The sequence below is a fragment of the Halostagnicola larsenii XH-48 genome (assembly GCF_000517625.1).
GTDB classification, from domain to species: Archaea; Halobacteriota; Halobacteria; order Halobacteriales; family Natrialbaceae; genus Halostagnicola; species Halostagnicola larsenii.
Genome location: NZ_CP007055.1, coordinates 1491036 through 1517760, shown reverse-complemented (window position 1 = coordinate 1517760; position 26725 = coordinate 1491036). Strand labels below are relative to the sequence as shown.

Below are 26725 nucleotides of genomic sequence, written 5' to 3'. Positions count from 1 at the left end.
CGTCCATTGATTTCGTAGTATACAATCTCCCCTCCGGGAGACCGGACTGAATTACTGACCGCTGCTGACTCGCTGCTACCCGCCGTCTCGTCGCTCTCGCCGATCTCGTTGTACCCATCCGATACGCATCCGGTGGTCCCCCGAGGCTGGACACAATAGTGATCATGAGCAAAACCAAACACAACACGAAGACGGACGAGTCGGGAGCCCATCGTGGCGTCGAATCCCTTCAGGCGAGCCCCGACTTTCGAGGCCCGGTCGAATCCTCGAGACATCACGAGTCGAACGATCACCTCGCGCTCGTCTACGACTCGAGGGACGAACAGCTTCAAACGGCAATCCCGTTCGTTCGACAGGGGCTCGAACGGGGCGAGCGGTGTCTGTACATCGCGGACGAACACGACAGGGCGGAGATCAAATCGGTGATGGAACGTGCAGGAATCGACACGGAAGCAGCCCTCGAGTCCGGCGCGTTGACGATCGATACAGTCGAGAATTCGTACCTCCGAAACGGCGACTTCGACCCCGACGAGATGCTGTCGCTCCTCTCGAAGGAAATAGACGAGGCCGCCGATGCGTACACCGGCTTTCGAGTGACCGGCGAGATGACGTGGGTGCTCGAAACTGCCGTCTGCCTCGAGGACCTCATCGAGTACGAAACCAGACTCAATGAGCTGATTCCCCGCGAAGACATCATCACGCTCTGTCAGTACGACCGCCAGCAGCTTCCGGCGGAACTGATTCAGGATGTCATCGAGACTCATCCATACGTCGTCCAGCAGCAGACGATCTGCCAGAATTTCTACTACACGCCACCCGAGGACTTCTTCGGCCCGGAAACCCCAGGAAACACCGTCGATCGGATGATAGATACGCTCTACGACCGGTCGACGACCAAAAACGAATTGAAAGAGCGCCGCCAGTCCCTGCAAGAACAAAACGAGATTATGGCGGACGGGACCCAGTGCTTCGAGGAGAAGCTACAGTCGCTGTTCGAACTCGGGTGCGAGCGGTTCGACCTCGAGTTCGGCGGATTAGCTCGCGTCGATCCGGACACGAACTCGTTCGAACTCGAGTACACGAACGCTCCCGACGATACGTTCGAACCGGGTCTCGAGCTCCCGCTTTCGGAGACGTTCTGTCCCGCGGTGATCGACGAACCCGGGGTTGCAACCGTCACTGATCCACCGCTAGCCGACTACGGCGACACCGCGGCATATCAGGAGTGTGGCCTATCAACGTACCTCGGAACTCACCTCGCGTTCGAAACCGCGACCGACCGGACGTTCTTTTTCGTTTCCGGCGACGCCAGCTCGGAGGGGTTCAGTGACGATGAACGCGCGTTCCATCAACTGATGGGCCAGTGGGTCAAATACGAACTGGAGCAAGAAGAACGCGAACGCCACCAGCGAACGTTATACGAAATCGCAGCGGACACCGATCGAACGTTCGAGGAGAAACTCGACGCGATTTTCGAACTCGGGTGCGAGCGCTTCGACCTCGAAGTCGGCTGTATCGCCCGGATCGACGAATCGAACGACTCGCTGGATATCGAACTCGCGAGCGAATCCGACACCAAGTTCCTTCCTGACCGCACGGTTCCGCTTTCGGAGGCGTACTGTCAGGCGATCTCGAGCGGAAAAGAAACGGTGAGCGTTACCGATCCAGTCGGCGACGGGTTCGAAGACACCGACGCCTACGGCGAGTACGGAATCGAATCCTACCTCGGCACGCGGATCGAACTCGAGGAGTGTCAGGACCGAACGTTCTTTTTCGTCTCCGCCGAGGAACGCTCGCGGGAGTTTTCGCCGGCAGAACGAACGTTCCACCACCTGATGGGGCAGTGGGTCAAATACGAACTCGAACAGAAACGGCGGAAAGAAGACCTCAAAGAGTCGAACGAGCGGCTGGAACAGTTCGCGTATGCGGCCTCTCACGATTTGCAGGAACCGCTCAGGATGGTCTCGAGTTACCTCGAACTCATCGACCGTCGGTACGGTGACGAACTCGACGACACCGGACAGGAGTTCCTCGAGTTCGCCGTCGGCGGCGCAGAACGCATGCGGGAGATGATCGATGCGTTGCTCACCTACTCCCGCGTAGAGACGCACGGTAACACCTTCGAGTCGGTCGAGCTGGACGATATTCTCGAGGACGTTCGCGACAGTCTCCAAATCCAGGTCGAAGAACAGGACGCGGAGATCACCGCCGATCCCCTCCCGCGAGTCACCGGGGACCCGAGCCAGTTACGACAGGTCCTGCAAAACCTTCTCAGTAACGCGATCAAGTACAGCGGCGAGAAGCCCCCTCGCATCCACGTCTCGAGCGAGAACCACGGCGGGAACGTGATCGTTTCGGTCAGCGACGACGGGATCGGGATCGACTCCGAGAACACCGATCGGGTGTTCGACGTCTTCGATCGCCTGCATAGCCGCGCGGAGTACGACGGTACCGGGATCGGACTCGCGATCTGCGAGCGAATCGTCGAACGCCACGGCGGGAACATCTGGGTCGACTCCGAACCCGGCGAAGGATCGACGTTTTCGTTTTCCCTACAAACGTGATGCGCGTTCGGCTGCCGGAGATAGAAGCGTCAACAACACAAACGAAGGAATCGTGATTCGAGGCGGTAATACGATGTTACCGCCGACGGGAAGGTGAACGCGCGCGGAACGGTCACGGACGCTTTTGCGTCCCAACTCGAATCGGTCTCCGCATGAGCGATCCCAGTCCCGGCGACGACGAGACGAACGTCGGTTCGGACCACCGGGCGGGAGACGAGGACATCGGCGCGGACGAACGGATCGAATCGGATGAGCGGGTCAACAATGCAGGCCGGGGTGACGACGGCGATCCGCGGGACGAGTCGACCCAAATCGCAAACGCCGAGCGCCGGCGGAATAGCGCGTTCGTCAGCGGCGTCGTCGCCGTAATCGGCATCTGGGTCGCCCTCTCAGTGCTCGTCTACGACGTTGGAACGGCCTCGCTGTGGAACAACATCGCCGTCGGTGGCGTCGTCTTCCTCGCTGGAGGATACAACTACTACCGACTCTCGAACGATATCCCGCTCAGTACCGGTATTGCGACGCTCGTCGCGATCCTCGGAATCTGGTTGATCGTCGCACCGGTGCTCCTCGAGATGGGGACGGGACCGTTCTGGAGCACTGTCGTCTCCGGACTGCTCATCGCCGGGTTGGCGGGATACAACGCCTACGAATCTCGCGAAGCGAGAACGGTCGCGACGGATCCTAACTCGACACGGCGGTAAGCGAATTGGATCGCGGTAAAACACTGAAAAGCGGTGAAGGCCCCTCGCTCACCGGGACGCCGTCGACTCGAGCTGTCGGAGTCGATGGGAAGCGGCGTGGTGGCCAGTCGCGACGACGGCGAAGACGATCATCGTGAGCGCGAATCCGGCGGCGATCACCGGGGAGACGCCGTTGACGTAACTATTTCCCAGTTGACCCAGTGCGAGTGCCAGCGGGACGACGGAGGTGAGCGAGCATTCGATCGGTGACGTACGAAACAGTTCCGCGTACCTGATTGTTTCAACCCAGAGCATGATTTAAACGACGGTTACCAGTGCTGAGGGATGGCCCGTCGTATTCTTTTTGGTCCGGCCGCCGATATTCGGGCCCTCGTTTGCCGGATCGATACGTTCTTTCTTTCCGCTTTCCAATCTCCTATTATGCGGATCCGAGAGTTCAAAGACGTACTCGAGGACGTCACCGACCACGACGCCGACCCGGAGGACTGGCGGGCGGTCGCCGGTGACCGCGCCGGCGGGGTCGGCGAAGATATGTATCTCGCCCATCCCCGCGCGGGCGTCTTCTTTCTGAAGACCTACGCCAAGAATCCCTTCGAAGTCCACGGAGTCGGGGCGCGAGTCGCCCGGAATCTCGACGACGAAATCGGCTCGTTTCTCCCCGAACGCGAGAGCGGCGGTCGGTTCGCCGTCCAGTCTCCGCCCGAGGACGAAGACCACGCCGAGTCGGTCGCAAAGCGGCTGCAAACGGTCGTCGAAACCCACGCGGACGCGCCGACGACGCCGGAAGACTTCTTCGACGACATGATGGACGCCCTCGAGAGTCCGGCCTTCGGCCCGATGGAGTACGACCAGTACGACCGGCCCGACGAACTCGATAGCCTTGCCGACCGCTTCGACGAGGCCGAGAAGCTACTGAGCGAGGAACTCGACGACCTCATCGAAGCGGACGAGGTCGACCGCGGGTTCATGTGAGACGAGGACTCCTCGTGGGACTTGTGCACGCTGGTTGCCGGGAGGGCCCCCAGTTGCCGGTGAGGCTTTGTACGCCGGCCTCGAGTCACCACGTATGACCGTCGAGGACACGATTCGCGCGTACTACGAAACGTTGCGTCGAGGCGGCCAGTTGGAGTTGTACTTTCTCGAGGCTGACTCGACGACCAAATTCGGCGTGAGCGAGTCGCTGTTCGGTTACGACGAGGTCGCCGACGCGCTTTCCGAACAGACCGAGACGACGAGCGAGTGGACCGTCGAGAGTCACAATCTTCTCGTCGACGACCACGGCGCGTACGCCACCTTCGCGGACGAGGTGACGCTCGCGTGGACCGATACGCGGAGCGGGGAACGGTGGCACTTCGAGACGCGCTGGAGCGGGACGCTAGAGCGCCGGGAGGGAGCCGAGGACGAATGGAGGTTCCGAACGATGCACGTCAGCGCACCGCAGCAGCTGTGAGCCGTCGGAATACGACCGGGAGCGACGGCCCTGCGGAGACTCGGCTGCAGACCGGCTTCGTCGTCATCGTCGGGCTCTCGAGCGGATTGATGGCGCTTTTTGGCGACGGATCCGTACTCGTCGTTGGCGTTGCGATGCTGGCCGGTCTGGTAGTGGGCGGCTGTTTGCTCTGGTATCTCCGCTGGATCGTTGGGTGACGCGTCGCGGCGGTTTTTCGTCGGCACGACCGCTCGCGCTGGGCTGTAGAACGCGGTCGTCGCGCCTGCTCGCCTGGGCCGCGGTACGCGGTCGTCACCAGCGATTGCGTCGGACTGTGATGGCAAGCGAGGGTGCGCGAAGGTGGTCACTCCTCGGTCGGTCGTTCGATGAGCCGGGCGACGGTCACGACGGTCGTGAACTCCGAGGGCGCTCCCCGAATTCTCACGACGCCGTCCTCCGGAACGTACTCGATAAACTCGACGGTACTCGCTTTCGGGAGGTGGACGTGCTGTAACTCGAGTTCGAGTTCGGCGAGGAACTCGTCGGGAATCGCAGGCGGCGGGGTATTCGTTTCCCACTCCGCGACGGTGTCGATCAACTCCTCTACCGAAACCTCGCCGCCGTGATCTCTCAGATAGTAGAGTACGTGCCGCCGGCGTTCATCGCTGAGCAGTTCGAAAACGGTGTTGAGGGAAACCATTACTGTCTAGTGGTATCCGATCGATATAGCTGAACTGCTCGGTGTCGGTTCGACAGACTGTCTCCAATCGCAGATAATCACGATGGGGTAGCAGGCTGCCTCGGTGTCCGCGCGGATAGTACAACAGCAATTGTTCAAAATCTGATAAGTCTTATCAGTCGCTGAGGCGGACCCGTGGGTGATGGGACTTCGAACCCGCCTGGTAGCCGGCCTGTCGAATCGGTGGTCTCCCGACGCGGCAAGCGCGAGGCCATCCCGTGCTCGAGTCGCCGACTCGCTCGCGTTCGGCATCGTCGGGGTACTGTTCGCGACGTGGGCCGTCCGCATTCCGGCGGTGAGCGCTTCGCTCGGGCTTTCCGAGGGCGACATCGCGCTCGCACTGCTCGGTCTGGCGCTCGGAAGCATCGGCGGCCTCGCAACGAGCGGCGTGCTCGTCTCCGCCCGCGGCGGGCGGACCGTCATCCGCGCCGGCCTGATCGTCTACTGTCTCGCGCTCCCGCTGGCCGCGTTCGCGAACGGGCTCTGGACGCTCGTCGGCCTGCTGGTCGTCTTCGGCTTCGGGAAAGGGCTCGTCGACGTCGCCGCGAACGCACAGGGGGTGCGGATCGAGCGGGGGTATCCGGGACAGATCATGGGAAGCTTCCACGCCATGTTCAGCGCCGGCGGACTGATCGGAGCCGGTCTGGGGGCGGTCGCCGCCGGCATCGGACTCCCCGTTCGGGCGCACTTTTCGCTCGTCGGCGGCGGACTGCTCCTCTCCGGCCTCGCGATCAGCGGCTGGCTCCTTCCGAAATCCGAGAGCGCGGGGACGGGTCCGACGTTCGCGCTTCCCTCGAGAACGCTCGTCGGCTTCTGTGCCATCGGTTTCTGCGCGCTGTTCGTCGAGGGCGTCGCGAACGACTGGAGCGCCGTCTTCCTCGAGAGCGCAACCGGGGCGGAGGCGAGCGTCGCCGCCCTCGGGTTCGCGGCGTTTTCCTCGATGATGATGGTCGGACGGTTTCTCTCCGATCGCGCGGTCGAAACGTTCGGTTCCCACCGGTTCATCCGCATCGCAGCGGTCGTCTCCGCGGCGGGTCTCGCGATAACGCTCGTGGGCGAGACGCTGTTCTCGCTGTTCGGGTTCGGACTGCTGGGCTTGGGCCTCGCCGGCGTCATGCCGGTCATCTTGAGTATGGCCGGCACCCACGACCCGCAGGCTCCGACTGAACCGGCAATCGCGGCCGTCTCCTCGGCGGGATACGGCGGGTTCGTCATCGGCCCGGTCGCGATTGGAATGGTCGCCGAAACCGCGACGCTCCGGCTCGCGTTCGTCCCGGCGCTGGTACTGGTCGCCGCGATCGTGCTCTTCACGGCGATTCTCCCGCACGGCCCTCGAACCGCCGCCGACGGCGAGGTAACGACCTCGGATTGACCGGTCGCACGGGCGTCTGACTCACTCGTCGGCCCGCCGCTCATCGATCCGTCCGACGATAAACCGCTTCCCGGCGACGTCTTCGGTATCCGCGCCGCACCCGCCGACGGTGTACACCCCATCGTCCGTTTCGAAGCGGATCGTCGCCTCCGCCGCGAGTTCGAGCAGCGAAGCCGGTTCGTCGTCTGAACGCGAGCCGGTGTACTCGACACCGATAAACTCGCCCTCGAGTTCGCAGGGCCGACCGGTTCCGACGAACTCCCCGATCACCCGGCCCGTTATCCGCGCCCCCTCGGCGAGTCGCGGCTCGAGGCCGCGGATGCAGTCCGTGATTTCGACGAAGGAAAACGGCGGTTCGTCGGAGCGGCCGTTGTAGACCGTCTCGTAGACTTCCCACAGTCGAGTCAGGAAATACCAGTGAAAGACGTAGGCCGTGGTGTAGTCGTCGACGATCACGCCGTACTCGTCGGACAGGCGGTTCTGAGGCGCGTAACACGCGCGCTGGCGGTCTGTCAGGAGGAGAAACGGCCCGGGGAGGTCGCGTCGGCGCACTTCCGTACAGACGCCCTCGAACGTCGAGCGATCGAACGGAACCGATTCGTCGGGCGGGACGTACAGCGAAACCTGCACGTAGACGCCGCGGTCGCGTGCGTCTCGAAGCAGCGGCCGAAGATCGGCGAACCGATCCGAAGTAACGGCGAGTTGCACGTGCTCGGTCGCCGCCTCGAGGTTCTCGCGGGCGTGTTCGAAGACGGTTCGCAGTCGCTTGACGAGCGAGACCGCGCCATCCTCGGCGGCCGGCTCCCGGTATCGTCGCTCGATTTCCGAAATCGCGGTCTCGTAGCGATCGATCGCCGTTCGCAGCCCCGAGAGCGCCTCGGACGGATCGTTCGCCTGCGCGTAGAGCTGGTCTCGTTCGTAGACGACCGCGTATCCCTCGTCTTCGAGCGCGCGGAGAACGTCGTAAATCCGCGGCTGGGGGACGCCGCTGGCCGACGCGAGTTCGCTCGCCGACGCCGATCCCAGCTCGAGGAGGGTGACGTACGCGTCGGCCTGATACGGGGACAGTCCGGCGTCTTCGAGAACGGCATTCAACTCGCCCGTGTCCATGCTGGTTCCGTTCGAGGGCGGTCCTTTTAGGTCCGTTCCTGCACGGGAAAAAGCGGAGACACAGCAAACCGCCGCCTACCGTTCGATACGACGAACCCACGTTTCCGGCGAATCGAGTTCGTCGTGGCTCGGCAGGGTTTCGGGCTGTTCCCACACCCGGCTCGCCGTCTCGAGGTCCCGTATCCGGACGACGTGTTCGAAGAAGTTCTTCCCGCGTTCGTACTGGCGCTGTTTGAGACCCAGTCCGAGCAGTCGACGGAACAGCTGCTGAAGCGGACCGCGACCCTGCCGCCGCGCGTCGAGCTTTCGGCGCAGGTCCTCGTACTCGTCGTCGAACGCGTGATCCATCAGCAACTCGGCGTAGCCCTCGACGACGGTCATCGCGGCGTCTAACTCGCGGAACGTCGCCCTGTCGAAGTTTCCGTCGGCGAGCGCATCGATCCCCTGTTCCATCCGGCTCTCGAGGTGGTCGGAGAGCCAGGGTGCGGCCCCGAACTCGGCGGCGTGGGTCACCTCGTGGAACGCGATCCAGCGCCGGAACCGGTTCGGGTCGACCTCGAGGGCCGCGGCCGCGTTGAGAATGTTGGGTCTGACGAAGTAGAGCGCGTGATCGTCCGCGGGCCTGTCGGCGAGCAACAGCGGGTCGTACTGCCCGAGGACGTTTCGCCCGAGAAAGGATAGCAGGACCGTCATCGTTCCCGTGTTGATCGTTCGGGCCACGCCCGGGAACACCTCCGTGTGGTTTTCGACGGGGGCCATCACCCGCTCGAAGGTCGCCACGTTGGCGTCGATCCAGTGGTGGCGGTTCTGGATCTCGATGGTGTCGGGAACGTCGAACGCGGCCCCCGAAACGTCCCGAATTCCCGCCCTGGCTTCGCGAACGTCTCGAGCGTAGGCCTCGCGCTCACCCGGAGCGAGATCGAGCGACCCGGCGTCGGTCGCAGCCTTTGCGGCCTCGGCGGCAGAGCGCCAGTCGACCGCGTCGTCCCCCGATGCGCCCGCAACCGCTCGAGCGCTGCGATAGAGGTTCATAGCGTGAGTAGGACAAGCGGACGCAAAAGCGTTCGGCTCGGTCGCTGTCTGCGTATACTCGGCGACGCAGACGGACTAGTTGACGATGACGTCCGGTTCGTCGCGTTGTTCGTACGTCTCCTCCTCCGCATCGTCGCCGCGGAACTTCTTCAGCGCGACGCCGATGCCGACGAGAAGAGCGAGTCCGACGAGGACGCCGATAGCGCCCTTCCCGCTCGAGTCGTCGTCGGCCGCCGCCTCGTCATCGTCCTCGGACGCTGCGTCTTCGGACTCGACGCCCTTGCCGAAGGGGAGCGCGTCGTTGATCGTTTTCGGTCCCAGTTGCGCGTCGCCGTCCAGATGCAACTCGATGAGGGTAAATTTCTTGCCCATACGATACCAGTCCACGGGTGCACACTTAGCCGTTGTGCTGGGACGAACGGTGGTTCGGTGGGTGCGGGAAGACCTCGAGGAGACCAGTTCGTTCTCCCGGTGTATTCGTACCAGTAACCCGTTGCGAGATCCGAGGGGTTGATACTACGTTTCTTCCTACTTATACCTCTCGAGAGGCCTCACAGAGAATACTCGAGCCTGTCCACAGTTGTGACGGCACGAGTAACTCCATGGTTATTCAGCAGACACTTTTATAAAAAGAAGTGGTGGTAATGTAGTTCCAAAATTAATAATTGGTATATGACTTATTGATGAAGCATGTGTGTACTTGAAACCGAGAACCTGTCGAAAAAATACGGTAACACCACCGCCCTCGAATCGCTGGACCTCCGTGTTGAATCGGGCGAGGTGTTCGGTTTTCTTGGGCCTAACGGGGCCGGCAAATCGACGACAATCAATATATTGCTGGATTTAATCCGTCCGACATCAGGAACGGCGTCCATCTTCGGTCTCAATCCGCGTGAAGATGGGCCAGCGATCCGTCGGCGGTGCGGCGTTATTCCCGACGGGTGTACGATGATGCCTAACTGGACCGGCCGCGACCATGTCGAGTTCGAAATCGCTTCTCGCGGCGTCGACGACGATCCAACCGCCCTCCTCGAGCGGGTCGGGCTCGGGGACGACGCGGACCGCGTCGCGACTACGTACTCCCGCGGAATGACCCAGCGCCTGCTCCTTGCAATGGCGCTAGCGGGAGACCCGGATCTGATGATCCTCGACGAACCCTCTACCGGTCTCGATCCGAATGGCGTTAAACTGATGCAAGAGGTCGTCCGCGAGCGCGCTGATCGTGGAACGACCGTTTTCTTCTCGAGTCACCTTCTCGCGCAGGTTGAAGCAGTCTGCGACCGTGTTGGTATCCTTCGGGACGGCGAACTCGTCGCAGTCGATGCGATTGATTCGCTCCGCTCTGAACTCCAGACAGAGATGACGATGCGCGTCTCAGTCGAACGTGTTCCGGACGACCTAACGGCACTTTCAGCACTCGAGTCGGTGTCCGCCGTTCGAACGGCAGACGAGACAATCTTAGTCGAATGTGTGGACGGGGCGAAAGTAGATGTGCTTACAACATTGGAGGAACTCGGTGCCGACCCACAGGATTTCGATGTCGAGTCTGCGTCGCTTCAGGACATCTTCGCAGAATATACTGCCGCGAAATAGCAGAGCGAGAAAACGAAACGACTCAAACGAGATCGACAGCGTTGAATCGTCGTGTCGCGACGAGGGGTGGAACGACAAGCCAAAAGAGAAGAATTGGTATCGTTAGCCACTCATTCAGATACCATGGGACTCCGTTACTTAACTCGAGAGGGACGATGGTTGAGTATGAGACAAACTCGGCGTTAAGATCCTGACCAACCGACGTACCGTAGCTATGCGAGTTCGGAAGCCCCGTCAGCCAGTTCGTTGCAACGAGATACGCTCGGAATGGCACGAGACGAGTGATTAAAAGAGATATTGTTTGTGGGATCTCTCCGAAAATAGGGGTCAAAATTGAGGTGAACGTCATGCGCCAGAGCATTCCGGTTCCGATGAAGACTGGAATAAGAACGGCGACTGCTCGGCGACCGGTTTTAACGAGCATCGAGACGGTCATTGCAAGCGAGAGCCAGACGAGGATATAGAGGACTGAAACAGCAATAAACGCAAGTGCCGCGAGTATCGGCGGTGGTCCTAGAACGAACGAGCAGACGAGAAATCCGCAACTCAATACAAGGAGTAGAAGTGCCGAGAGTGCACTTGCATGGCCGAGAAATTTCTGAAGGAGGTATTCATTCCGAGAGTACGGAAGTTTCAGTATCAGCGGGAGGCGGCCAGTATTTCGGTCAGCCGTAACTGATGCGTATCCGGCAAAGATAGCAGTGAAGCCGCCGATAATCGATAGAAACCATTGAAACGCAACGATTGGATACCGTGAGCCCAGATTTTGCTTGGCCTCAACATAACTAAACGCGAGTTCTGTTGACGATGCGACGGCAAGTCCAAACAGCACTACTGGGAAGAGCCAGTACCGATACTTCGTGATGTATGTGGAAAATTGCTTCTTGACGAGAGCGAGTCGTGTCTTCGAATACATTCGATCTAATCTGTGGTCCTTCATATGATGAATCACAAACATATGGATTATAAAATAAACGCTTTCGGATAGTCGTTCTATTGCCGGTCACTGGTAAAGGAGATACTCTTCGTAGCCAATTGTTGATGTAGTGCAGTCTTCCGATTCATATTGGTCTGGTAGAAACACAGTCTGGAAACAATGCCACTCACAGGACTAGTTTTGACCTCACCTTTGGTGACCGCGTCCGTATCAACGATCACCTACCTAAGAGCGTATTTTGAGAGTGATACCCCACAGACAGCACTATGTAATCACTCGTATTATGGCGTTTCAAGTCATGAGGCGAGTATTTTCGTAATACTCGCCCGTTATCGGAGACGACCGGTACGATTAAGTGTCCATCACCTGCGGTCTTTCGTATGAGTGGACGACCGCTGGACGTCCTCGAGGCGTCACTCGACGAACGGGTCAGTGTCCGATTAAAGAGCGGCGACGAGTACGTCGGTAACCTCACCGGCTACGATCAACACATGAACCTCGTCTTAGAGGACGTGACGATTCCCGTGGAAGACGAACTCGCAGACGACGCCTCGGGCGAAGACACAACCATTATACGCGGCGATAACGTCGTTTCGATCACTCCATGACTGGCGCAGGAACCCCGAGCCAAGGAAAGAAGAACAAAACGACACACGTCAAGTGTCGACGCTGTGGCGAAAAATCGTACCACGTAAAGAAAGGCAAGTGCTCCTCGTGTGGCTTCGGTAAGTCCGCCAAACGACGCGAGTACGAGTGGCAGTCGAAGACCGGCGACAACTGATTCTGCAGGTATCCGCGTCTGCTGTCTGCCGTTGGCGAGACGAGCGACTGACCGTTTTGTGATCGAGATGGGAGTTCAGTTTTACACCGCCAAGCGACCCGCTCGCTCGCGTGTCCGTTGCCGGTAATGGACAGTCCTTAGTTCTGGGCGACGAACCGAGCGGTATGGAGACGACAGACGCCTTCCGTGGCCTCGAGTGTATCGACTGCGGGGCGACGGTAGACGCCGAGGACGCGACCCACGAGTGTCCCGACTGCGGGGGGATTCTCGATCCAACCTACGAGTACGGGGCGATCGACCTCGACCGCGACTCGATCGAGTCGCGGCCGTTCGACTCGCTGTGGCGCTACGAGGAGCTACTGCCGTTCGCCCGGGACTCGGCGGTGACGATGGACGAGGGAGCGACGCCGTTAGTCGAGTGCGAAAAGCTGGCCGAAGAGTTGGGGGTCGGCCGGGTGCTGGTCAAAGACGAGGGCCGGAATCCGACGGGGACGTTCAAGGATCGGGGCCAGACCGTCGCCGTGACGGCCGCGACGCAGCACGGGGCCGATACCGTCGCGCTGGCGTCCGCGGGCAACGCGGGACAGGCCGGGGCGGCCTACGCCGGACGGGCCGACCTCGACTCGGAGGTTTTCGTGCCCTCCCGCTCGGGGTTCACGAACAAGGCGATGATCAACGTCCACGGCGGCGAGATGAACGTCGTCGGGGGGCGGATCGGCGACGCCGGCGCTGCCTTCGAGGAGGCGCTCGCGGAGAACGACGAGTGGTACTCCCTGCAGACGTTCTCGACGCCCTACCGTCACGAGGGGAAAAAGACGATGTTCTACGAGATCGTCGAACAGCTCGAGTGGGCGGTTCCCGACGCGATCGTTTACCCGACCGGCGGCGGCGTCGGGCTCGTGGGGATGTACAAAGCCGCCCAGGAATTCGAACAACTCGGCATAACCGACGAACTGCCGAAACTCTACGCCGCACAGGCCGAGGGCTGTGCGCCCATCGTCGAGGCGTTCGAGGCGGGACGGAACGTTCACGAACCCGTCGAGCACCCCGATACGATCTGCGGTGGGATCGAGATCCCCGATCCCGGCGCGAGTCCGTGGATCCTCGAGGCGCTCAGGGAGACCGACGGCGGCGCGGTCGCCACCGACGACGACGACATCCTCGAGGCCGCGATCGCGGTGGCGAAAGGGGAGGGTCTCGAGATGGCCCCGACCTGCGCCGCCGCCGCGAGTGGGGCATGGGACCTCGCAGAGAACGGCGAGTTCGACGGCGACGAAACGATCGTGATCCTGAACACCGGCACCGGGAACAAGGAAGCCGACGTGTTGCGCAGTCACCTGATGGGCCACGGAATCTGAAGGCTGGTGGGCCACGAAACCTGCGTTCGGATGGACCATAGGGTCTGAGCACGAATGGCAGGCGCTGAGCACGGGTAGCAGAATCCGAGCGCCGAAACGAGCAGATCCGAGCGTTGGTGTCTGATTCTGGCACATCGCCAGCGCCGACGAACGAGGCCTATTGGTCATTGCTATCGTAGCACATACCACAGCTACCGTTTTTGTGTCTCGATTCGTTGTCGGTCGCATGGAGGTCGAGGAATACTTCGACGATACTGCCGCGTTTTACGACGCCGTCTACGGCGAAAGCATCGATGGCGACCGCGAGTTCTACCGTGATCTCGCCACCGATGCGGACGGTCCCGTTCTCGAGGTCGGCTGTGGCACGGGTCGGATCTACCTCGAGTTGCTTCGAGCGGGCGTCGACGCCGACGGCATCGACGTCTCGAGGGGAATGCTTGACGTTCTTCGCGAAACGGCGGTCGAAGACGGACTCGAGCCGAGTGTCTGGAAAGCCGACGTGACGGAGTTCGAGGCCGACCGGGAGTACGCGCTCGTGATCGTCCCGTTTCGCGCGTTCTTGCACCTCACAGAACTCGACGACCAACTCGAAGCCCTCGAGCGGATTCACGACGCCCTCGCGTCCGACGGCCGTCTCGTCCTCAACGCGTTCGCCCCGAGCTTCGAGGTCATCTGCGAGCAGTACGGCACGTGGGAAAAACGCCAGCTCGAGGTCGATGGGGCGTCGTACACGTACCGAACGAAAACCGAAATCGTCGACGAAGTCGAACAGCTCGCTCGGATTCGAGCGGTGGTTTTCGATGGGGACGGCGACCAGCTATTCCGGACCGACACGCCGTTGGCGTTGGTCTCGAGACGCGAGTTCGAACTGCTCTTTCGACTCTCACCGTTCGCTTCGTGGCGGGTGTTCGGCGACTTCGAGCGCGAACCGCTCGAGGACGCGAGCCAGGAGATGGTCTGGATCGCCGAATGATCGGTACCGCGTCGTGGCCGATGGCGTGGCTGACGGTAACACGGAAACCGGCCGTAGTCGTGCGGTTCCGAGAGCGATTTACGCACCGAGCGTCTTCGATCCGAGGAGACAGAATCAATGTCGACTGATCCGGATACGGGCGGGTCCGCCCCTCCAGAGTCGTCCGACCCCGCGAGCGAACGCTCTCCGACCGAGACCCAGTCCGGGTCCGTGACGTTCTCTCGAGACGGAATCCGGACCGGAATCCTCACGTGCGTTCCGATCGCGATCGGCGTCGCCGGCTACGGCGTCGCCTTCGGCGTGCTCGCGCGCCAGTCCGGATTGAGCGTCGCCGAGGCGGCGCTGATGAGCGCGGTGGTGCTGGCCGGCGCGTCCCAGATCGTCGCGGTCGAACTCTGGGCCGACCCCATCCCGGTCGCGGCCATCGTCTTCGCGACGTTCGCGATCAACCTGCGGTACTCGCTGATGGGCGCTGCGCTCCGACCGTGGTTTCGCAAACTCACCTCGAAACAGGCCTACGGGAGCCTGTTTTTCATGGCCGACGAGAACTGGGCGCTGACCATGCGCGACCTCAAGTCGGGCAGCGGACGCGGCGCGTTCCTCCTCGGAAGCGGACTCATCCTGTGGCTGTTCTGGGTCATCTCGACCGTCCTCGGGGCGACCGTTGGCGGTGCGATCGGCGATCCGCAGCAGTACGGCTTCGATTTCATCCTGGCGGCGGTCTTCGTCGCACTCGCGGTCGAACTCTGGGAAGGGACCTCGACGCTTGTCCCCTGGCTCGTCGCGCTGGGAACGGCCATCGCCGCCGCGAGCGTCCTCCCCGGACAGTGGTACGTCATCGTCGGCGGACTCGCGGCCGCGCTCGTCGAGGTGATTCGCCATGATGAGTGAAGGAGCGCTCTCGCTCGAGCCGATCGTCGTCGCCGTAATCGTAGCGATGGCGGCTGCCACGGTCGTCACGAAAGTCGGCGGCCTGTGGCTGCTCAGCCGGTTCGACGTGAGCGATCGGCTCGAGGCGGGACTCTCGGTGTTGCCCGGCGCGATCGTGATCGCGCTACTCGGTCCCGAACTCGCGGCGGGCGGACCCGCCGAATGGGGGGCCGGCGGCGTCGTATTGCTCGTCATGTGGCGTACGGAGAACATATTACTGGCGCTCGTCTCGGGCGTCGTCGCCGTCGTGGCGTTCAGAGCAGTCGTCTGAGTGAGACCGATCGGTGCGCTCGAGGTGGCTGCCCGTGTTCAACCCGTTCGATCCGGAACCACAAAATGGCGGCCAAAAACGCTATACGCGCCGATTCTCGAGAAACGATCGATTCGCAGGGCTTTTGCTCGTTGTCGGGAAACGGGGCGGTATGACTACGCCATGGGAGGACTGGAACCACATCCTCAAGATCGATCCCGACAAGGATCTGCCGGAGGGTGTCACCTACGGCGATCTCTGTGCGACCGGGACCGACGCCGTCGAAGTCGGCGGGACGATGGGAATCACCGAGGAGAACATGAGCGCCGTCATCGAGGCGTGTGCAGAACACGACGTCGCGCTCTATCAGGAACCCTCGAGCCCCGACGTCGTCGTCGAAGACGACGCGCTCGACGGCTATCTCATTCCGACGGTGTTCAACGCGGGCTCGCCGTTCTGGATCACCGGCGCGCACAAGGAGTGGGTTCGACTCGACACCGAACTCGACTGGGAGCGAACGGCGACGGAAGCCTACATCGTCATGAACCCCGACGCGGACGTCGCGACCTACACGGAAGCGGACTGTGACCTCTCGGCCGAAGACGTCGCCTCCTACGCAGAGGTCGCAGAGCGGATGTTCGGCCAGGAAATCGTCTACCTCGAGTACTCCGGCACGTTCGGCGATCCTTCAATCGTCGAGGCGGCGGCCGAGGCGACCGACGAGTCGACCCTGTTCTACGGCGGCGGCATCGACGGCTACGATTCGGCCTTCCGGATGGCGACACACGCCGACGTGATCGTCGTCGGGAACCTCGCTCACGAAGCCGGCGTCGACGCGGTTCGCGACACGGTCGAGGCGGCCAACGACGCATAATGTTTGATAGGAGACAAGACCTGCCACCGGCGTTGTACTCACACTGATCGCGCTGGAAAAAGTATCAATGGCCTAAACAGTTTTGCGTGTTGGCCGGCCACGTGGGGTATGAGCCTCCTCGCCGAATTCGAAGTAACGTCTCCAGACTTCGTGCTGGGGCCGACGCTCGAGGCCGTGCCGGCGCTCGACATCGAACTCGAGCGCCAGTACGCACTCGAGTCGGATCGACCGATTCTCTTCTGCTGGATCCGCTCCCCTAGCGAGACGAACGTCGAACGCGTGCTCGAGAGGGATCGAACAGTCGCGCGATTCGACCTGTTAGAACGGAGCGGAGGGAGGGACCTGTACAGACTCGAGCGCAGCGACCGAAGCCGGACGGAGGTCGTCGAGAGCTACCGCCAATGGGTGTCTCTGGGCGGCGAGTTACTCACCGGCCGGGCCGCCGACGGTCGCTGGGTGTTCGAGATGCGGTTTCCGGACCGGGACTCCTTTACCGAGTACCACGAGTTCCTCGAGCACCACGGCGTCGAGTTCGACCTCCTGCGGATAGCCGACGGCGAGGAGGCGGGGGAAACAAAGACGGTGCTGACTCAATCCCAGCGAGAGGCGCTAACGCTCGCGAACGAATACGGGTTCTTTTCGGTGCCCCGCGAAGCGACCCTGAGCGACATCGCCGGCGCGCTCGGCATCTCTGACCAGGCCGTCAGCGAACGAATCCGTCGGGGACAGGCCCGTTTGATAGAAGCGTACCTCGTGTAGGCTATCAGGCTTATTCGGCGAACTGTCGGCTATTTCACTCGAGGACAAGCGTCTGGAGTCTCGGCAGCGCCGTCGTCACGTCCTCGCGACGGACGACCGCCGCAGCGTCGTCACAGGGCGTCGACTCCAGGTTGACGATTCCGAGGGTCGCCCCGGTCGAACTCGCCGCTCGAGGGAGCGAGGCGGCGGGTTCGACGACGAGCGACGAACCGATAGCGAGGAAGATGTCGCTTTCGCGAGCCAGAGTGCGAGCGCGCTGGAGCGTCGCACCCGAAAGCTGCTCGCCGAAGAGCACGACGTCGGGTTTGTACGTCCCGCCGCAGTCACAGGTCGGCGGGAGTTCGCCATCAGCGACTCGGTCGAACGCTTCCTCGGCGTCGATCCGACGACCGCAGGCCGTACAGACCGCTCGATGTGCGTTCCCGTGAAGCTCGAGCAGCGTCGTCTCATCGTCGCGGTCGGTACCGGATTCGTTCTGCCACCCCTCGTCAGCATTCGTTTCGTTAGCCGGCAACGCCCGCTCGTGCAACCCGTCCGTGTTCTGTGTGATGATCGCGTCGACGTACCCCGCCGCTCCCAACGTCGCGAGCGCATCGTGGGCGACGTTCGGTTCGTAGCCGTCGCCAAACATCGCCTCGTGGAGCTCGAGTCGATCCTCCCAGAATCCGGCCGGATCCCGCCGGAATCGACCGTAGGTGAACTGGCCTTCGTCGAAGCGCTCCCAGACGCCGCCCTCACCCCGGAACGTCGGGACGCCCGAGGGCGCGGAGATTCCTGCGCCGGTGAACGCCACGACCGTCCCGTTTCGTTCGACTTCGTCGGCGAGTCGCTCGAGGTCGTCCATACTCGAGACTCGAGCCGGTACCCCAAAGGCTGTTTGATGGGTGCTGTCGGTGATGATCGGCCCGGCCGTGTACTCGGTGTGACGATCTCGACCGTTCGTTTTGGTCAGTCGTTTCGCCCGCGAGCGCGAACGATGGCGCTTAAGTTTCGGCTCCGAGAATCGGTGGGTATGCAGGACAGAACCTACACTGCCGACGCCGAGCCAGGTGACGACGTAACCGTCGCCGGGTGGGTCCACGAGATCCGAGACCTCGGCGGCATCGCCTTCTTGATCCTCCGCGACGCGACCGGGAAGATCCAAGTCAAGTTCGAGAAAGACGAGATGGACGAGGACCTCGTCGAGACGGGACTCGGCGTCGCTCGAGAGAGCGTCGTGAAAGTCTCCGGCGCAGTCGAGGAAGAACCGCGCGCGCCGACGGGTGTCGAAGTGACGCCCGAATCGCTCGAGGTCATCTCGGCTGCGGATCCCGAACTGCCGCTCGATCCGTCGGGGAAGGTCGACGCGGAGATGTCGACCCGACTGGACAACCGGACCCTCGACCTCCGCAAGGAGGAGGTACAGGCCGTCTTCGAGATCCGCGCGGAGATCCTTCGGGCCGTTCGCGAGCAGTTCCGCGAGTTCGGTTCGACGGAGATCACCACGCCGAAAATCGTCGCGACGGGGACCGAGGGCGGGACGGAACTGTTCCCGATCACGTACTTTGGCGAGGAGGCCTTCATGAACCAGTCGCCGCAGCTGTTCAAGCAACTCATCGCCGGCTCGAACGTCGAGCGGGTCTTCGAAATCGGCCCGATCTTCCGCGCCGAAGAGCACAACACGCCGCGACACCTGAACGAGGCGACCTCGATCGACTTCGAGGGCGCGTTCTGCGACCAGAACGACGCGATGGATGTCGTCGAAGGCGTCGTCACCGCAGCTTACGAGGCGATTTCGGAGAACTGTCAGGACGAACTCGAGGCGCTCGGTCTCGAGGAGGAGTTCGAGGTGCCCGACGAGGCGTTCCCGCGCATCAGCTACGAGGACGCCATCGAGCGGATCAACGCCACGGGTGAACTGGACGAACAGCTCGTCTGGGGCGACGACCTCTCGACGGCGGCAGAAGAGGCCCTCGGCGCCGACGTCGGCGGCCACTACTTCATCACCGACTGGCCGAGCGAGATCAAGCCGTTCTACATCAAAGACCACGACGACGACGAACAGCTCTCGACCGGCTTCGATCTGATGCATCCGCGGATGGAACTCGTCTCCGGCGGCCAGCGCGAACACCGACACGAGAAGCTCATCGAAGGCTTCGAACAGCAGGGACTCGACCCCGACCAGTTCGAGTACTACACGAAGATGTTCAAGTACGGCATGCCGCCCCACGCCGGCTTCGGACTCGGCGGCGAGCGACTCGTGATGACGATTCTCGGCCTCGAGAACATTCGAGAGGCTGTTCTCTTCCCGCGTGATCGTCAACGTCTGAGTCCGTAGGACGAAGACGCCGGACAGGCAGCGCCTGTCGACGTAAGCAAGGTCGCTTTCGTCGATCGCGGTTCGTTTTTCGAGGTAATTGACTGGAAGACCGGCGGTTACCACCACCCGTCGTCATCGTCGTCGTTATCGTCGTTATCCGTACAACTCCCGCTGCTGATCGCGTCTGCGAGATCGGAGCCGACAGCTTCGTCGCCGAGGAACTCGAGGTGACCCCCGACGCTGGCCGTAACGTCGATGTCCGTATAGTTCGTGGCCGGGGAACAGCCCGCGCCTTCGTTTCCGAGCGCCGTGTCACCGAGCCCGCCGTACGCACCGCCGACAGTCGAGTCGTTCTCGGAGTGGTAGTTGCGGACCTCACAGGTGTTGCCGAGGCCGTCGTTCCACGGGGAGCCACAGACCGCCGATCCGTCGGCGGCTGCGCCGAGTGAAGCGACGGTTTCGAGTTCGTAGCCGGAACTGAGTTTGTCCGCGGTCCACAGGACACACCGCCCGCCCAGAGAGTGGCCGACGAGGCGGATGTTGCCCCCGCCGTTGTCGTAGAACTCCTCGGCGAGGCCGGCGGCGACTTCGCCGACGTCCTCGGTGTCCCCTTCCGCGCCGAAGTAGTTGACCGTGCTCGCGGGCCATTCGAGAACGACGCTTTCGTCCGGAGAGAACCCGCCCGACTCGATAGATCCAAGCACGTCATCAGCCTGACTCCGTGCGGTCGAATCGCCGAACCAACCGTGGATGAAGACGAACAATTCGTCCGTGACGGGGAGGCTGCCATCGGCGTTCCACCCCAACAGTCCGTCGTCGATTTCGATACGTTCGATATCCCAGGGTGCTGCCGTCGCTGTCAGCGTCGTTGCGGATAATCCCGTAACGCCCGCGAGCGTCACGCTGGTCGCTGCGAGAAGCCCTCGCCGTGTCGTCGCTGTCGATTCTGTCTCCGCTGACAGCTGCTGCTCTGACGTTTCAAGTGCCGGCCCATTGCTGCCCGTACTGTGGCTGTTATTATCTGCCATATTACGGGCAAACTGTCGGTAGACGCAAGCAAAGATTCGATTCTTCAGGAACGAACTCATTTATATCCGGGTCGGAACGTACCGGCCTCAAGTACGGTCACAGTCGTTTGTCTGTTAACGCAGGCCGGAATGTTTTTACCATTGGTAATTGTGTCCCGCTCTATGAAACGAGTGACGTATGTTGTCACCCCACAGAGGGCGTACTTCGACCCGACGCAACGTCGGTTTCGGGAGAACGGGGTGACACTCGAGTCGATCCACGAGGTAGATATTTTGACGGACGGGACGATAACAGTGTTTCTCGAGGTGACGGGCGAGGTGTCGGCGATTCGGCGATCCTTCGACGAGGACCTGCCCCGGTTGGTACACTGTGAAATCAATCGCACCCATCGGACGGCGATGGTACAACTTCGCTATCGCCCAACCGAGTTCAATCGCGCGATTCTCGAACCTCATCGGAATCATGCGGTATTTATACAATATCCGATGGTGTTTGTCGATCCGATGCGATCGTCCCTGAAGGTGACGGTCGCGGGGCCGTCCGAGGATGTCCAGCAACTCGTCGCCGAGACCCGTGACCTCACCGATCTCACCGTCGAGACGGTTTCAGAATACGATCACACCGCCAGCCAGCAGTTGTACGAACTCACCGCCCGACAGCGCGAGGTCTTGTCCACGGCCTACGAATGCGGGTACTACGAAGTCCCTCGAGAGGCAACCTACGAGGATATTGCACTGAAACTGGATTGTTCCGCGAGTTCAGTCGGGCAGACGCTTCGACGGATCGAGTCCAGACTCGTCACCGTGACCGTCGCGAACCGGCCGGGGAGGCAATCGGAAACACAGAACGCGTGATAATAGAAAAATCGGCCGACAACTGCGGTGTAATTCGAATCCGCAACGTTATACTCCCCCAGTCGCAAGGGTCGCCAATGCGCGAGGAGGCGACGGCGTTCGTACCAGGGCATATTACGGGATTTTTTAGCGCACATCCGAACGAGGACCCGACCAGCGCCGGCTCTCGAGGAGCGGGGCTCACCCTGTCCGACGGCGTCGAGGTGACGGTTTCTCCGGCCGAGGAGTCCGTCACCGTCCTCGACGGACGAGAAATCGACGTCGAACCCGTGACCGGCGTCCTCGAGTCCCTCGAGGCGTCCGCCCGCGTCGAGGCTCGATCGGAGATTCCCCTCGGGTCCGGATTCGGCGTCTCGGGGGCGATGGCGCTCGGGACCGCACTGGCGGCAAATCAGGTCTTCGATCGGACGCGCTCGAGAAACGAACTGGTGACGGTCGCCCACGTTGCCGAAGTGCGGGCCGGAACCGGGCTGGGCGACGTCGTCGCACAGGCCCGCGGCGGCGTTCCGATTCGCCTCGAGCCGGGCGCGCCGGCGTCGAACGAACTGGACGGCATTCCGGCACGAGCGCGCGTCGAGTACGTCTCGTTCGGGCAGCTTTCGACGGCCGAGGTGTTGTCGGGAGATACGGAGCTGCTATCGGCTGCAGGCGAGCGAGCACTCGCGCGCGTCGTCGACGAACCGACCCTCGAGACGTTCGTCGAGGCCTCGAGCGGCTTCGCTCGCGAGGCGGAGTTGCTCACGCCGGCCGTTCGCGACGCGCTCGAGGACGTGGCCGACGTCGGCGGGCAAGCGTCGATGGCGATGCTGGGGGACACGGTGTTCGCGCTCGGAACCGGGCTCTCGGATGCGGGCTACGAACCCGACGCATGCGAGACGTATCCGGCGGGCGCAGTCCTCAGATAACGTCGCGGTCTCCGATTTTCGCAGTGCCTCGAGCGGAAAGACGAGTTGGTCGACCACCGAGACGGGCGTCCGCGGGAATCGGTCGGCTTTTTATCGACGGACGCGAGCGACGATTCGTGAGCGATCACGAGACCGTCCCCGCCGAGGTCGACCGCGAGGAGGAGATTCCCGAGGATCACCCGAGATATCAGGACCTGCTCACGCGCCATCGGATCGAAGCTGGCGTAGAGAAGGGGATCACGCACCTGCAGGGAATGCACGCCGAAGGCCGCGGGAGCGCCTTCGATTACCTCCTCGGCGAGGAGACGATTCCGAGCGCCGCGGCCGCAGAACGTGCGGCAGCCGCACAACTACTGCTCGCCGAGCACCCGGTACTCTCGATCAACGGGAACGTCGCCGCGCTCGTCCCCGGAGAAATGGTCGATCTCGCCGCCGCCGTCGACGCCGACCTCGAGGTCAACCTGTTCAATCGCACGCCCGAGCGGATCGACGCCATCGCCGAACACCTCGTTGAGCACGGGGCCGAGGACGTAAAGGGGATCGAGGCGGACGCCCGCATTCCGAACTTGGACCACAAGCGCGCGAAGGTCGACTCGGACGGCATTTACACGGCAGACGTCGTCGTGGTTCCCTTAGAGGACGGCGACCGAGCCGAAGCGCTCGAGGCCATGGGCAAGACCGAAATCGTCATCGACCTCAACCCGCTCTCGCGGTCACCGCAGGTCGCCGAGATTCCGATCGTCGACAACATCATTCGCGCCGTCCCGAACATGACCGAGCAGGCCCTGGATCTCGAGGACGAGACGGAGTCGACCCTGCGGCGGATCGTCGAGGACTTCGACCGAGAGCAAGCGCTCGCAGCGGCCGAAGAACGGATTCGGTCCGGCCAGCTCTGAGACGACGCGTTCACGGACGCGGTTCGAACGGACGATTACACCTTCGGAAAGGTGACCGTTCAGTTCGAGAAGACGACCGTTCAGTTCGAAAAGATGACCTCGCGGATGTCGTCGACGCTCGCGCGACGAACGACCGCGCGGACCGGGTCTCTTGCTCCACCGAGGTTTCTCGAGTCGCCGTCGAAGACGACGAGTTTCCCCTTCTTGCCGGGCTCGAGCACGCCGTACTCGAGATCGGCGATCTCCGCGCCGTTGACCGTTGCCATTCGGAGGATTTCCGCGGCCGGAACGTCGGTGAGCTTCGCGAGCATCGCCATCTCGCGGAACATCGACGGCGAGTTGAGCATCACGTTGTCGGTCCCGAGCGCGACCGTCGTTCGCTCGAGGAGGTCCGAGACGGGCGGTAAGCCGACACCCGTGACGAGGTTCGAGCGCGGACAGATGGCGATCGGCACCTCGCTGTCTTCGATCCGCTCTAGGTGAAGTGGTCGCGGATGGACGACGTGGACGAGAAAGTCCGGATCGAGGTCGAGCGCCGGGTTGATGTCGCTCTCGTCGACCTCGCCGGCGTGGATCCCGAACGGCTTGCCCGCGTTTCGCGTCGCCCTGCGTTCGCGGTCGAAAACGTCGTCGTTCGCGCCGCTGGCCCCGAATCCGTCGCCCGCTTCCATCGCCTCGACCGAGCCGCGAGCCAGCGCGAACGCCTCGATATCTTTTCCGGCGGCGGCCTCGCGAAACATCTCGACGCCCTCGACGTCACCCTCGCGAAAGTCGAGACAGGCGGCCGTGCCCGCCCGTTCCATGTACTGTAGCGACTGGCTCATCGCCGAGACGAGTTCGTTTCGCGATGCCTCGCGCAGCAACCGGTGTTTCAGCCCGTCTGGTGGCGCGACCAGTTCCTCGAGCGAGAGCCCGCCGCCGGCCTCCTTGGCGATCGAGTCGCCGATGTGAGTGTGCGCGTTGACGAACGCGGGGATAATGATATCGTCGCTCTCGACGCGTTCTTCTTCGATTCGATCGATTCGACCGTCGCTACCGACGACGATTCGTCCTTCGACGGGTTCGAACTCCCTCCCCCGAAGAATCGTGCCCGTGCGTTCCATACACCTCCTTTCGTTGTCACCCCCTTGAACCGTTCGCTGGTGGGCTAGCGTGAACTGGTCCTGCAATGGCGGCGAGTGCGAGAACGGAACGGATATCTTTTGACCGTCGACCCGCTACCAATCGATATGAAGAGACGGGCGGTGCTCGTCGGCGCCGTGACGCTCTCGCTGGCCGGCTGTCTGAACGGTGGGCAAGGCCGCGGGAATCAGGATTCCGACCGGATCAACGCCACCGGCGATATCGAACTGCTGATCGACGGCTCCGAGTTCGACCTCTCCCAGGACCAGTTTCAATCCGAAAACGTCGACACCGAGTCGCTCTCCTTTCACCTCCACGAGGGCGACGACGACTGGTACATGGAAGGAAAGAGTCGAGTAACGGTCGCGGAGGGCCTCGACCTCCTTCCTGACTTCGAGTACACCCAGGAGAGTGGAAATCGCCGTCTCACTATCGACGGAACGGAGTACGACGCCAGCGAAGAGGGCACCGAAATCGCGTGTTTCGTCGACGACGAGGAGGTCGACCCGACCGAATACACGCTGTCCGACGGCGACGACCTGCGCGTCGAAATTACCACCGAGTAGGCCGGTCAGTCGCTCGAGTCGCCGACGAACTGATCTAAGGTCGTGTACAGGCCGTCGCGAACGTCGCTAACGAGCGGGCCGTCGATGTCGAGACCGAGCACGTCGAGCGCCGCCCTCCCGACCCTGACACTCGAGTCAGCGGGCGAGTAGACCCCGAGTCGCCACTGTGAGTACTGGGACCCGCGCAGTGCATCGACCAGCGGCGACTGCTGGCCCAGCGATCGAACGTCGCCGTTTACCATCACTCGAGACGTGGATTCGGTCATCGACGGTCGATCCGGTACGTCCAGAATCACCGCTTCGGAGTCGACATCCGCTTCGGCCGCGATTTCGTGTTCGAACTCGCGGATGGAGTCGTGGTCGGCTTCGATGATCCCGCCGGGAACGTCGTCTATCTCCGCCCAGACGGCGCGTTTGTAGAGATCGCGGTTGTCGAGTCTGCGAGAGTACTCCGCCGTCTCGGGGTTCGAGCGCAGGGCTGCGACCAGGTCGTGGTCGTCCATCCGCTGGAGCGTCGCCGCGTCGGTTTCGGTTTGCTCGAGAAGCCGTTCGCCCGCACGTCTGAGCATCGCCTTGCTGATTCGGGCGACGCTGTGGCTGTAGACGGTCGGGTTCATGAGCGCACGAGCGACGAGCAGGCTTTCTGCCGTCTGGACGTTCCCCTCGGCGAGGACGAGTTCGCCGTCGACGAAAGAGAGTTCGCGCACGAGGCGTCCGTGATCGATCGTTCCGTACGGAACGCCCGTATGGTGGGCGTCCCGGACGAGGTAGTCCATCCGATCGACGTCGAGTTCGCCCGATATCAGTTGCCCGAACCGGCCGTCGCCGGCGACCAAGTCGGCGACCGCCGCCGGGTCCAAGTCGTGGTCCCGTAGCGCGTCTCCAACGTCGCCTTCGGCCAGCAGGTCGTGAACGTCGTCGTGGTATCGGCCCGTCCGGCGGTAGGTCAACGACTCGAGGTTGTGACTGAACGGCCCGTGTCCGACGTCGTGTAACAGGGCGGCGGCCTGGACGCGTTTTCCCAGTTGCCCGTCGACGCCGAGTTGCTCGAGGGCGTTACACGCCAGGTGGTAGACGCCGAGGCTGTGTTCGAACCGAGTGTGATTCGCCGACGGATAGACGAGCGAGACCGTTCCGAGCTGTTTGATTCGACGGAGCCGCTGTAGCGGAGGCGTATCGATCAGATCGCGGGCGATGCCGTCGATCTGGATGTGGTCGTGGACGCTATCCTTGATCACCTTCATTACCGGCGTTTCGGCCGGATGATACAAAAACCGTGTGTCCAGCACAATGGGCGGTTTCCGTCGGCTCAACCGCTTCACTCGAGCGGGTGAGTGACGGTGTGCGGACGGGCGTATTATTAAATCTTCAACTGAAATAATAATATTTAATATATGGATGGGTTTCAGTGATAATGATGGGTGGATTCCATCTCCGGGCGCTCCAATCGGACCAAGGCCTCTCGACGATCCGTTTCGATAGGCAAACCCAAAGTATTACAACCAATGTTTCATTAGCTAAAGTTGAGTTGATTGGCGTGAATTGCCGTTTCGACTGCAATCACTCGGATGGCAGGCGTCTCGAGGCCTGTGAACGGCTGATAGTCGATCGGGTGACGAACGCCGAGACCGTTCGAACCCTCCCGGTCG

The 26725-nt window shown here is 62.1% G+C and carries 30 protein-coding genes; 20 read left to right on the top strand and 10 right to left on the bottom strand.

Annotation, left to right across the window (positions count from 1 at the left end):
* Nucleotides 1–164 precede the first annotated feature (164 nt).
* A complete protein-coding gene (locus HALLA_RS07760; RefSeq protein WP_049952814.1) occupies nucleotides 165–2564 on the top strand; it encodes an MEDS domain-containing protein in 2400 nt (799 codons plus the stop codon).
* A 152-nt stretch (nucleotides 2565–2716) separates the two neighbouring features.
* Nucleotides 2717–3268, top strand: coding sequence for an SPW repeat domain-containing protein (locus HALLA_RS07755; RefSeq protein WP_049952813.1), 552 nt, complete (start codon nucleotides 2717–2719; stop codon nucleotides 3266–3268).
* A gap of 48 nt (nucleotides 3269–3316) precedes the next feature.
* On the opposite strand, the gene HALLA_RS07750 is transcribed toward HALLA_RS07755, so the two are convergent.
* Entirely contained in the window at nucleotides 3317–3562 is a 246-nt protein-coding gene (locus tag HALLA_RS07750) for a hypothetical protein (protein WP_049952812.1), read from the bottom strand.
* A gap of 126 nt (nucleotides 3563–3688) precedes the next feature.
* Here HALLA_RS07750 and HALLA_RS07745 point away from each other — a divergent pair, with 126 nt between their 5' ends.
* From HALLA_RS07745 to HALLA_RS07735, 3 genes are all read left to right on the top strand, one after another.
* Complete coding sequence (locus HALLA_RS07745) at nucleotides 3689–4240, top strand: hypothetical protein (protein WP_049952811.1); 552 nt, start codon at nucleotides 3689–3691, stop codon at nucleotides 4238–4240.
* 94 nt (nucleotides 4241–4334) lie between these two features.
* Nucleotides 4335–4718, top strand: coding sequence for a nuclear transport factor 2 family protein (locus tag HALLA_RS07740; protein WP_049952810.1), 384 nt, complete (start codon nucleotides 4335–4337; stop codon nucleotides 4716–4718).
* Nucleotides 4715–4915: a hypothetical protein gene (locus tag HALLA_RS07735; protein ID WP_049952809.1), complete on the top strand. Its 201-nt coding sequence runs from the start codon at nucleotides 4715–4717 to the stop codon at nucleotides 4913–4915. Before HALLA_RS07740 ends, HALLA_RS07735 begins: the two co-directional genes overlap by 4 nt.
* Before the next feature lie 146 nt (nucleotides 4916–5061).
* On the opposite strand, the gene HALLA_RS07730 is transcribed toward HALLA_RS07735, so the two are convergent.
* A complete protein-coding gene (locus HALLA_RS07730) occupies nucleotides 5062–5397 on the bottom strand; it encodes a DUF7344 domain-containing protein (RefSeq protein ID WP_049952808.1) in 336 nt (111 codons plus the stop codon).
* Between the two features lie 181 nt (nucleotides 5398–5578).
* Here HALLA_RS07730 and HALLA_RS07725 point away from each other — a divergent pair, with 181 nt between their 5' ends.
* Nucleotides 5579–6808 carry an MFS transporter gene (locus HALLA_RS07725; protein WP_242406153.1) on the top strand — a complete coding sequence of 410 codons (1230 nt, stop codon included), beginning with the start codon at nucleotides 5579–5581 and terminating at the stop codon, nucleotides 6806–6808.
* Between the two features lie 21 nt (nucleotides 6809–6829).
* On the opposite strand, the gene HALLA_RS07720 is transcribed toward HALLA_RS07725, so the two are convergent.
* From HALLA_RS07720 to HALLA_RS07710, 3 genes are all read right to left on the bottom strand, one after another.
* A complete protein-coding gene (locus HALLA_RS07720; protein ID WP_049952807.1) occupies nucleotides 6830–7918 on the bottom strand; it encodes a TrmB family transcriptional regulator sugar-binding domain-containing protein in 1089 nt (362 codons plus the stop codon).
* A 75-nt stretch (nucleotides 7919–7993) separates the two neighbouring features.
* Complete coding sequence (locus HALLA_RS07715; protein ID WP_049952806.1) at nucleotides 7994–8950, bottom strand: zinc-dependent metalloprotease; 957 nt, start codon at nucleotides 8948–8950, stop codon at nucleotides 7994–7996.
* Nucleotides 8951–9025: 75 nt separating this feature from the next.
* Nucleotides 9026–9322, bottom strand: coding sequence for a hypothetical protein (locus HALLA_RS07710; RefSeq protein WP_049952805.1), 297 nt, complete (start codon nucleotides 9320–9322; stop codon nucleotides 9026–9028).
* 318 nt (nucleotides 9323–9640) lie between these two features.
* Here HALLA_RS07710 and HALLA_RS07705 point away from each other — a divergent pair, with 318 nt between their 5' ends.
* Nucleotides 9641–10543: an ABC transporter ATP-binding protein gene (locus HALLA_RS07705; protein WP_049952804.1), complete on the top strand. Its 903-nt coding sequence runs from the start codon at nucleotides 9641–9643 to the stop codon at nucleotides 10541–10543.
* A 22-nt stretch (nucleotides 10544–10565) separates the two neighbouring features.
* Here HALLA_RS07705 and HALLA_RS07700 read toward each other — a convergent pair whose 3' ends face one another.
* The gene (locus tag HALLA_RS07700; protein ID WP_169732123.1) at nucleotides 10566–11483 is read right to left on the bottom strand and encodes an ABC transporter permease; all 918 of its coding nucleotides are present in this window, start codon (nucleotides 11481–11483) and stop codon (nucleotides 10566–10568) included.
* Nucleotides 11484–11860: 377 nt separating this feature from the next.
* Between HALLA_RS07700 and HALLA_RS07695 the strand changes: the two genes are divergently transcribed.
* From HALLA_RS07695 to HALLA_RS07660, 8 genes are all read left to right on the top strand, one after another.
* On the top strand, nucleotides 11861–12088 hold the full coding sequence (locus HALLA_RS07695) for an LSM domain-containing protein (RefSeq protein ID WP_049952802.1): 228 nt from the start codon (nucleotides 11861–11863) through the stop codon (nucleotides 12086–12088).
* Complete coding sequence (locus tag HALLA_RS07690; RefSeq protein ID WP_049952801.1) at nucleotides 12085–12261, top strand: 50S ribosomal protein L37e; 177 nt, start codon at nucleotides 12085–12087, stop codon at nucleotides 12259–12261. Before HALLA_RS07695 ends, HALLA_RS07690 begins: the two co-directional genes overlap by 4 nt.
* A 164-nt stretch (nucleotides 12262–12425) precedes the next feature.
* Nucleotides 12426–13619, top strand: a complete 1194-nt coding sequence (locus tag HALLA_RS07685) for a threonine synthase (protein WP_049952800.1) — start codon at nucleotides 12426–12428, stop codon at nucleotides 13617–13619.
* A gap of 226 nt (nucleotides 13620–13845) precedes the next feature.
* Entirely contained in the window at nucleotides 13846–14592 is a 747-nt protein-coding gene (locus tag HALLA_RS07680) for a class I SAM-dependent DNA methyltransferase (RefSeq protein WP_049952799.1), read from the top strand.
* A 117-nt stretch (nucleotides 14593–14709) separates the two neighbouring features.
* Nucleotides 14710–15483, top strand: a complete 774-nt coding sequence (locus HALLA_RS07675) for an AzlC family ABC transporter permease (RefSeq protein WP_049952798.1) — start codon at nucleotides 14710–14712, stop codon at nucleotides 15481–15483.
* Nucleotides 15473–15793: an AzlD family protein gene (locus HALLA_RS07670; protein ID WP_049952797.1), complete on the top strand. Its 321-nt coding sequence runs from the start codon at nucleotides 15473–15475 to the stop codon at nucleotides 15791–15793. Before HALLA_RS07675 ends, HALLA_RS07670 begins: the two co-directional genes overlap by 11 nt.
* 151 nt (nucleotides 15794–15944) lie before the next feature.
* On the top strand, nucleotides 15945–16646 hold the full coding sequence (locus HALLA_RS07665; RefSeq protein WP_049954039.1) for a phosphoglycerol geranylgeranyltransferase: 702 nt from the start codon (nucleotides 15945–15947) through the stop codon (nucleotides 16644–16646).
* Between the two features lie 108 nt (nucleotides 16647–16754).
* Entirely contained in the window at nucleotides 16755–17405 is a 651-nt protein-coding gene (locus tag HALLA_RS07660; RefSeq protein WP_049952796.1) for a helix-turn-helix domain-containing protein, read from the top strand.
* A gap of 34 nt (nucleotides 17406–17439) precedes the next feature.
* Here the strand turns inward: HALLA_RS07660 and HALLA_RS07655 are convergent, their stop codons facing one another.
* Nucleotides 17440–18249, bottom strand: coding sequence for an SIR2 family NAD-dependent protein deacylase (locus HALLA_RS07655; RefSeq protein WP_049952795.1), 810 nt, complete (start codon nucleotides 18247–18249; stop codon nucleotides 17440–17442).
* Nucleotides 18250–18417: 168 nt separating this feature from the next.
* Between HALLA_RS07655 and aspS the strand changes: the two genes are divergently transcribed.
* Nucleotides 18418–19722, top strand: a complete 1305-nt coding sequence (gene aspS, locus HALLA_RS07650; RefSeq protein ID WP_049954038.1) for an aspartate--tRNA(Asn) ligase — start codon at nucleotides 18418–18420, stop codon at nucleotides 19720–19722.
* A gap of 98 nt (nucleotides 19723–19820) precedes the next feature.
* On the opposite strand, the gene HALLA_RS07645 is transcribed toward aspS, so the two are convergent.
* The gene (locus HALLA_RS07645) at nucleotides 19821–20732 is read right to left on the bottom strand and encodes a hypothetical protein (protein ID WP_049952794.1); all 912 of its coding nucleotides are present in this window, start codon (nucleotides 20730–20732) and stop codon (nucleotides 19821–19823) included.
* Nucleotides 20733–20894: 162 nt separating this feature from the next.
* On the opposite strand from HALLA_RS07645, the gene HALLA_RS07640 reads away from it, so the two are divergent.
* The 3 genes from HALLA_RS07640 (at nucleotide 20895) to HALLA_RS07630 (ending at nucleotide 23388) form a co-directional block, all read left to right on the top strand.
* Nucleotides 20895–21587 (top strand): helix-turn-helix domain-containing protein, encoded by a 693-nt coding sequence (locus HALLA_RS07640; protein ID WP_242406152.1) that lies wholly within the window; start codon nucleotides 20895–20897, stop codon nucleotides 21585–21587.
* A gap of 77 nt (nucleotides 21588–21664) precedes the next feature.
* The gene (locus tag HALLA_RS07635; protein ID WP_049952793.1) at nucleotides 21665–22492 is read left to right on the top strand and encodes a pantoate kinase; all 828 of its coding nucleotides are present in this window, start codon (nucleotides 21665–21667) and stop codon (nucleotides 22490–22492) included.
* Nucleotides 22493–22608: 116 nt separating this feature from the next.
* On the top strand, nucleotides 22609–23388 hold the full coding sequence (locus tag HALLA_RS07630; RefSeq protein ID WP_049952792.1) for a 4-phosphopantoate--beta-alanine ligase: 780 nt from the start codon (nucleotides 22609–22611) through the stop codon (nucleotides 23386–23388).
* Between the two features lie 80 nt (nucleotides 23389–23468).
* Here HALLA_RS07630 and HALLA_RS07625 read toward each other — a convergent pair whose 3' ends face one another.
* Nucleotides 23469–24491, bottom strand: coding sequence for an amidohydrolase family protein (locus HALLA_RS07625; RefSeq protein WP_049952791.1), 1023 nt, complete (start codon nucleotides 24489–24491; stop codon nucleotides 23469–23471).
* Nucleotides 24492–24617: 126 nt separating this feature from the next.
* Between HALLA_RS07625 and HALLA_RS07620 the strand changes: the two genes are divergently transcribed.
* Nucleotides 24618–25076 carry a hypothetical protein gene (locus HALLA_RS07620; protein ID WP_049952790.1) on the top strand — a complete coding sequence of 153 codons (459 nt, stop codon included), beginning with the start codon at nucleotides 24618–24620 and terminating at the stop codon, nucleotides 25074–25076.
* A 5-nt stretch (nucleotides 25077–25081) separates the two neighbouring features.
* Here HALLA_RS07620 and HALLA_RS07615 read toward each other — a convergent pair whose 3' ends face one another.
* On the bottom strand, nucleotides 25082–26320 hold the full coding sequence (locus HALLA_RS07615; protein WP_049952789.1) for an HD domain-containing protein: 1239 nt from the start codon (nucleotides 26318–26320) through the stop codon (nucleotides 25082–25084).
* Between the last annotated feature and the right edge of the window lie 405 nt (nucleotides 26321–26725).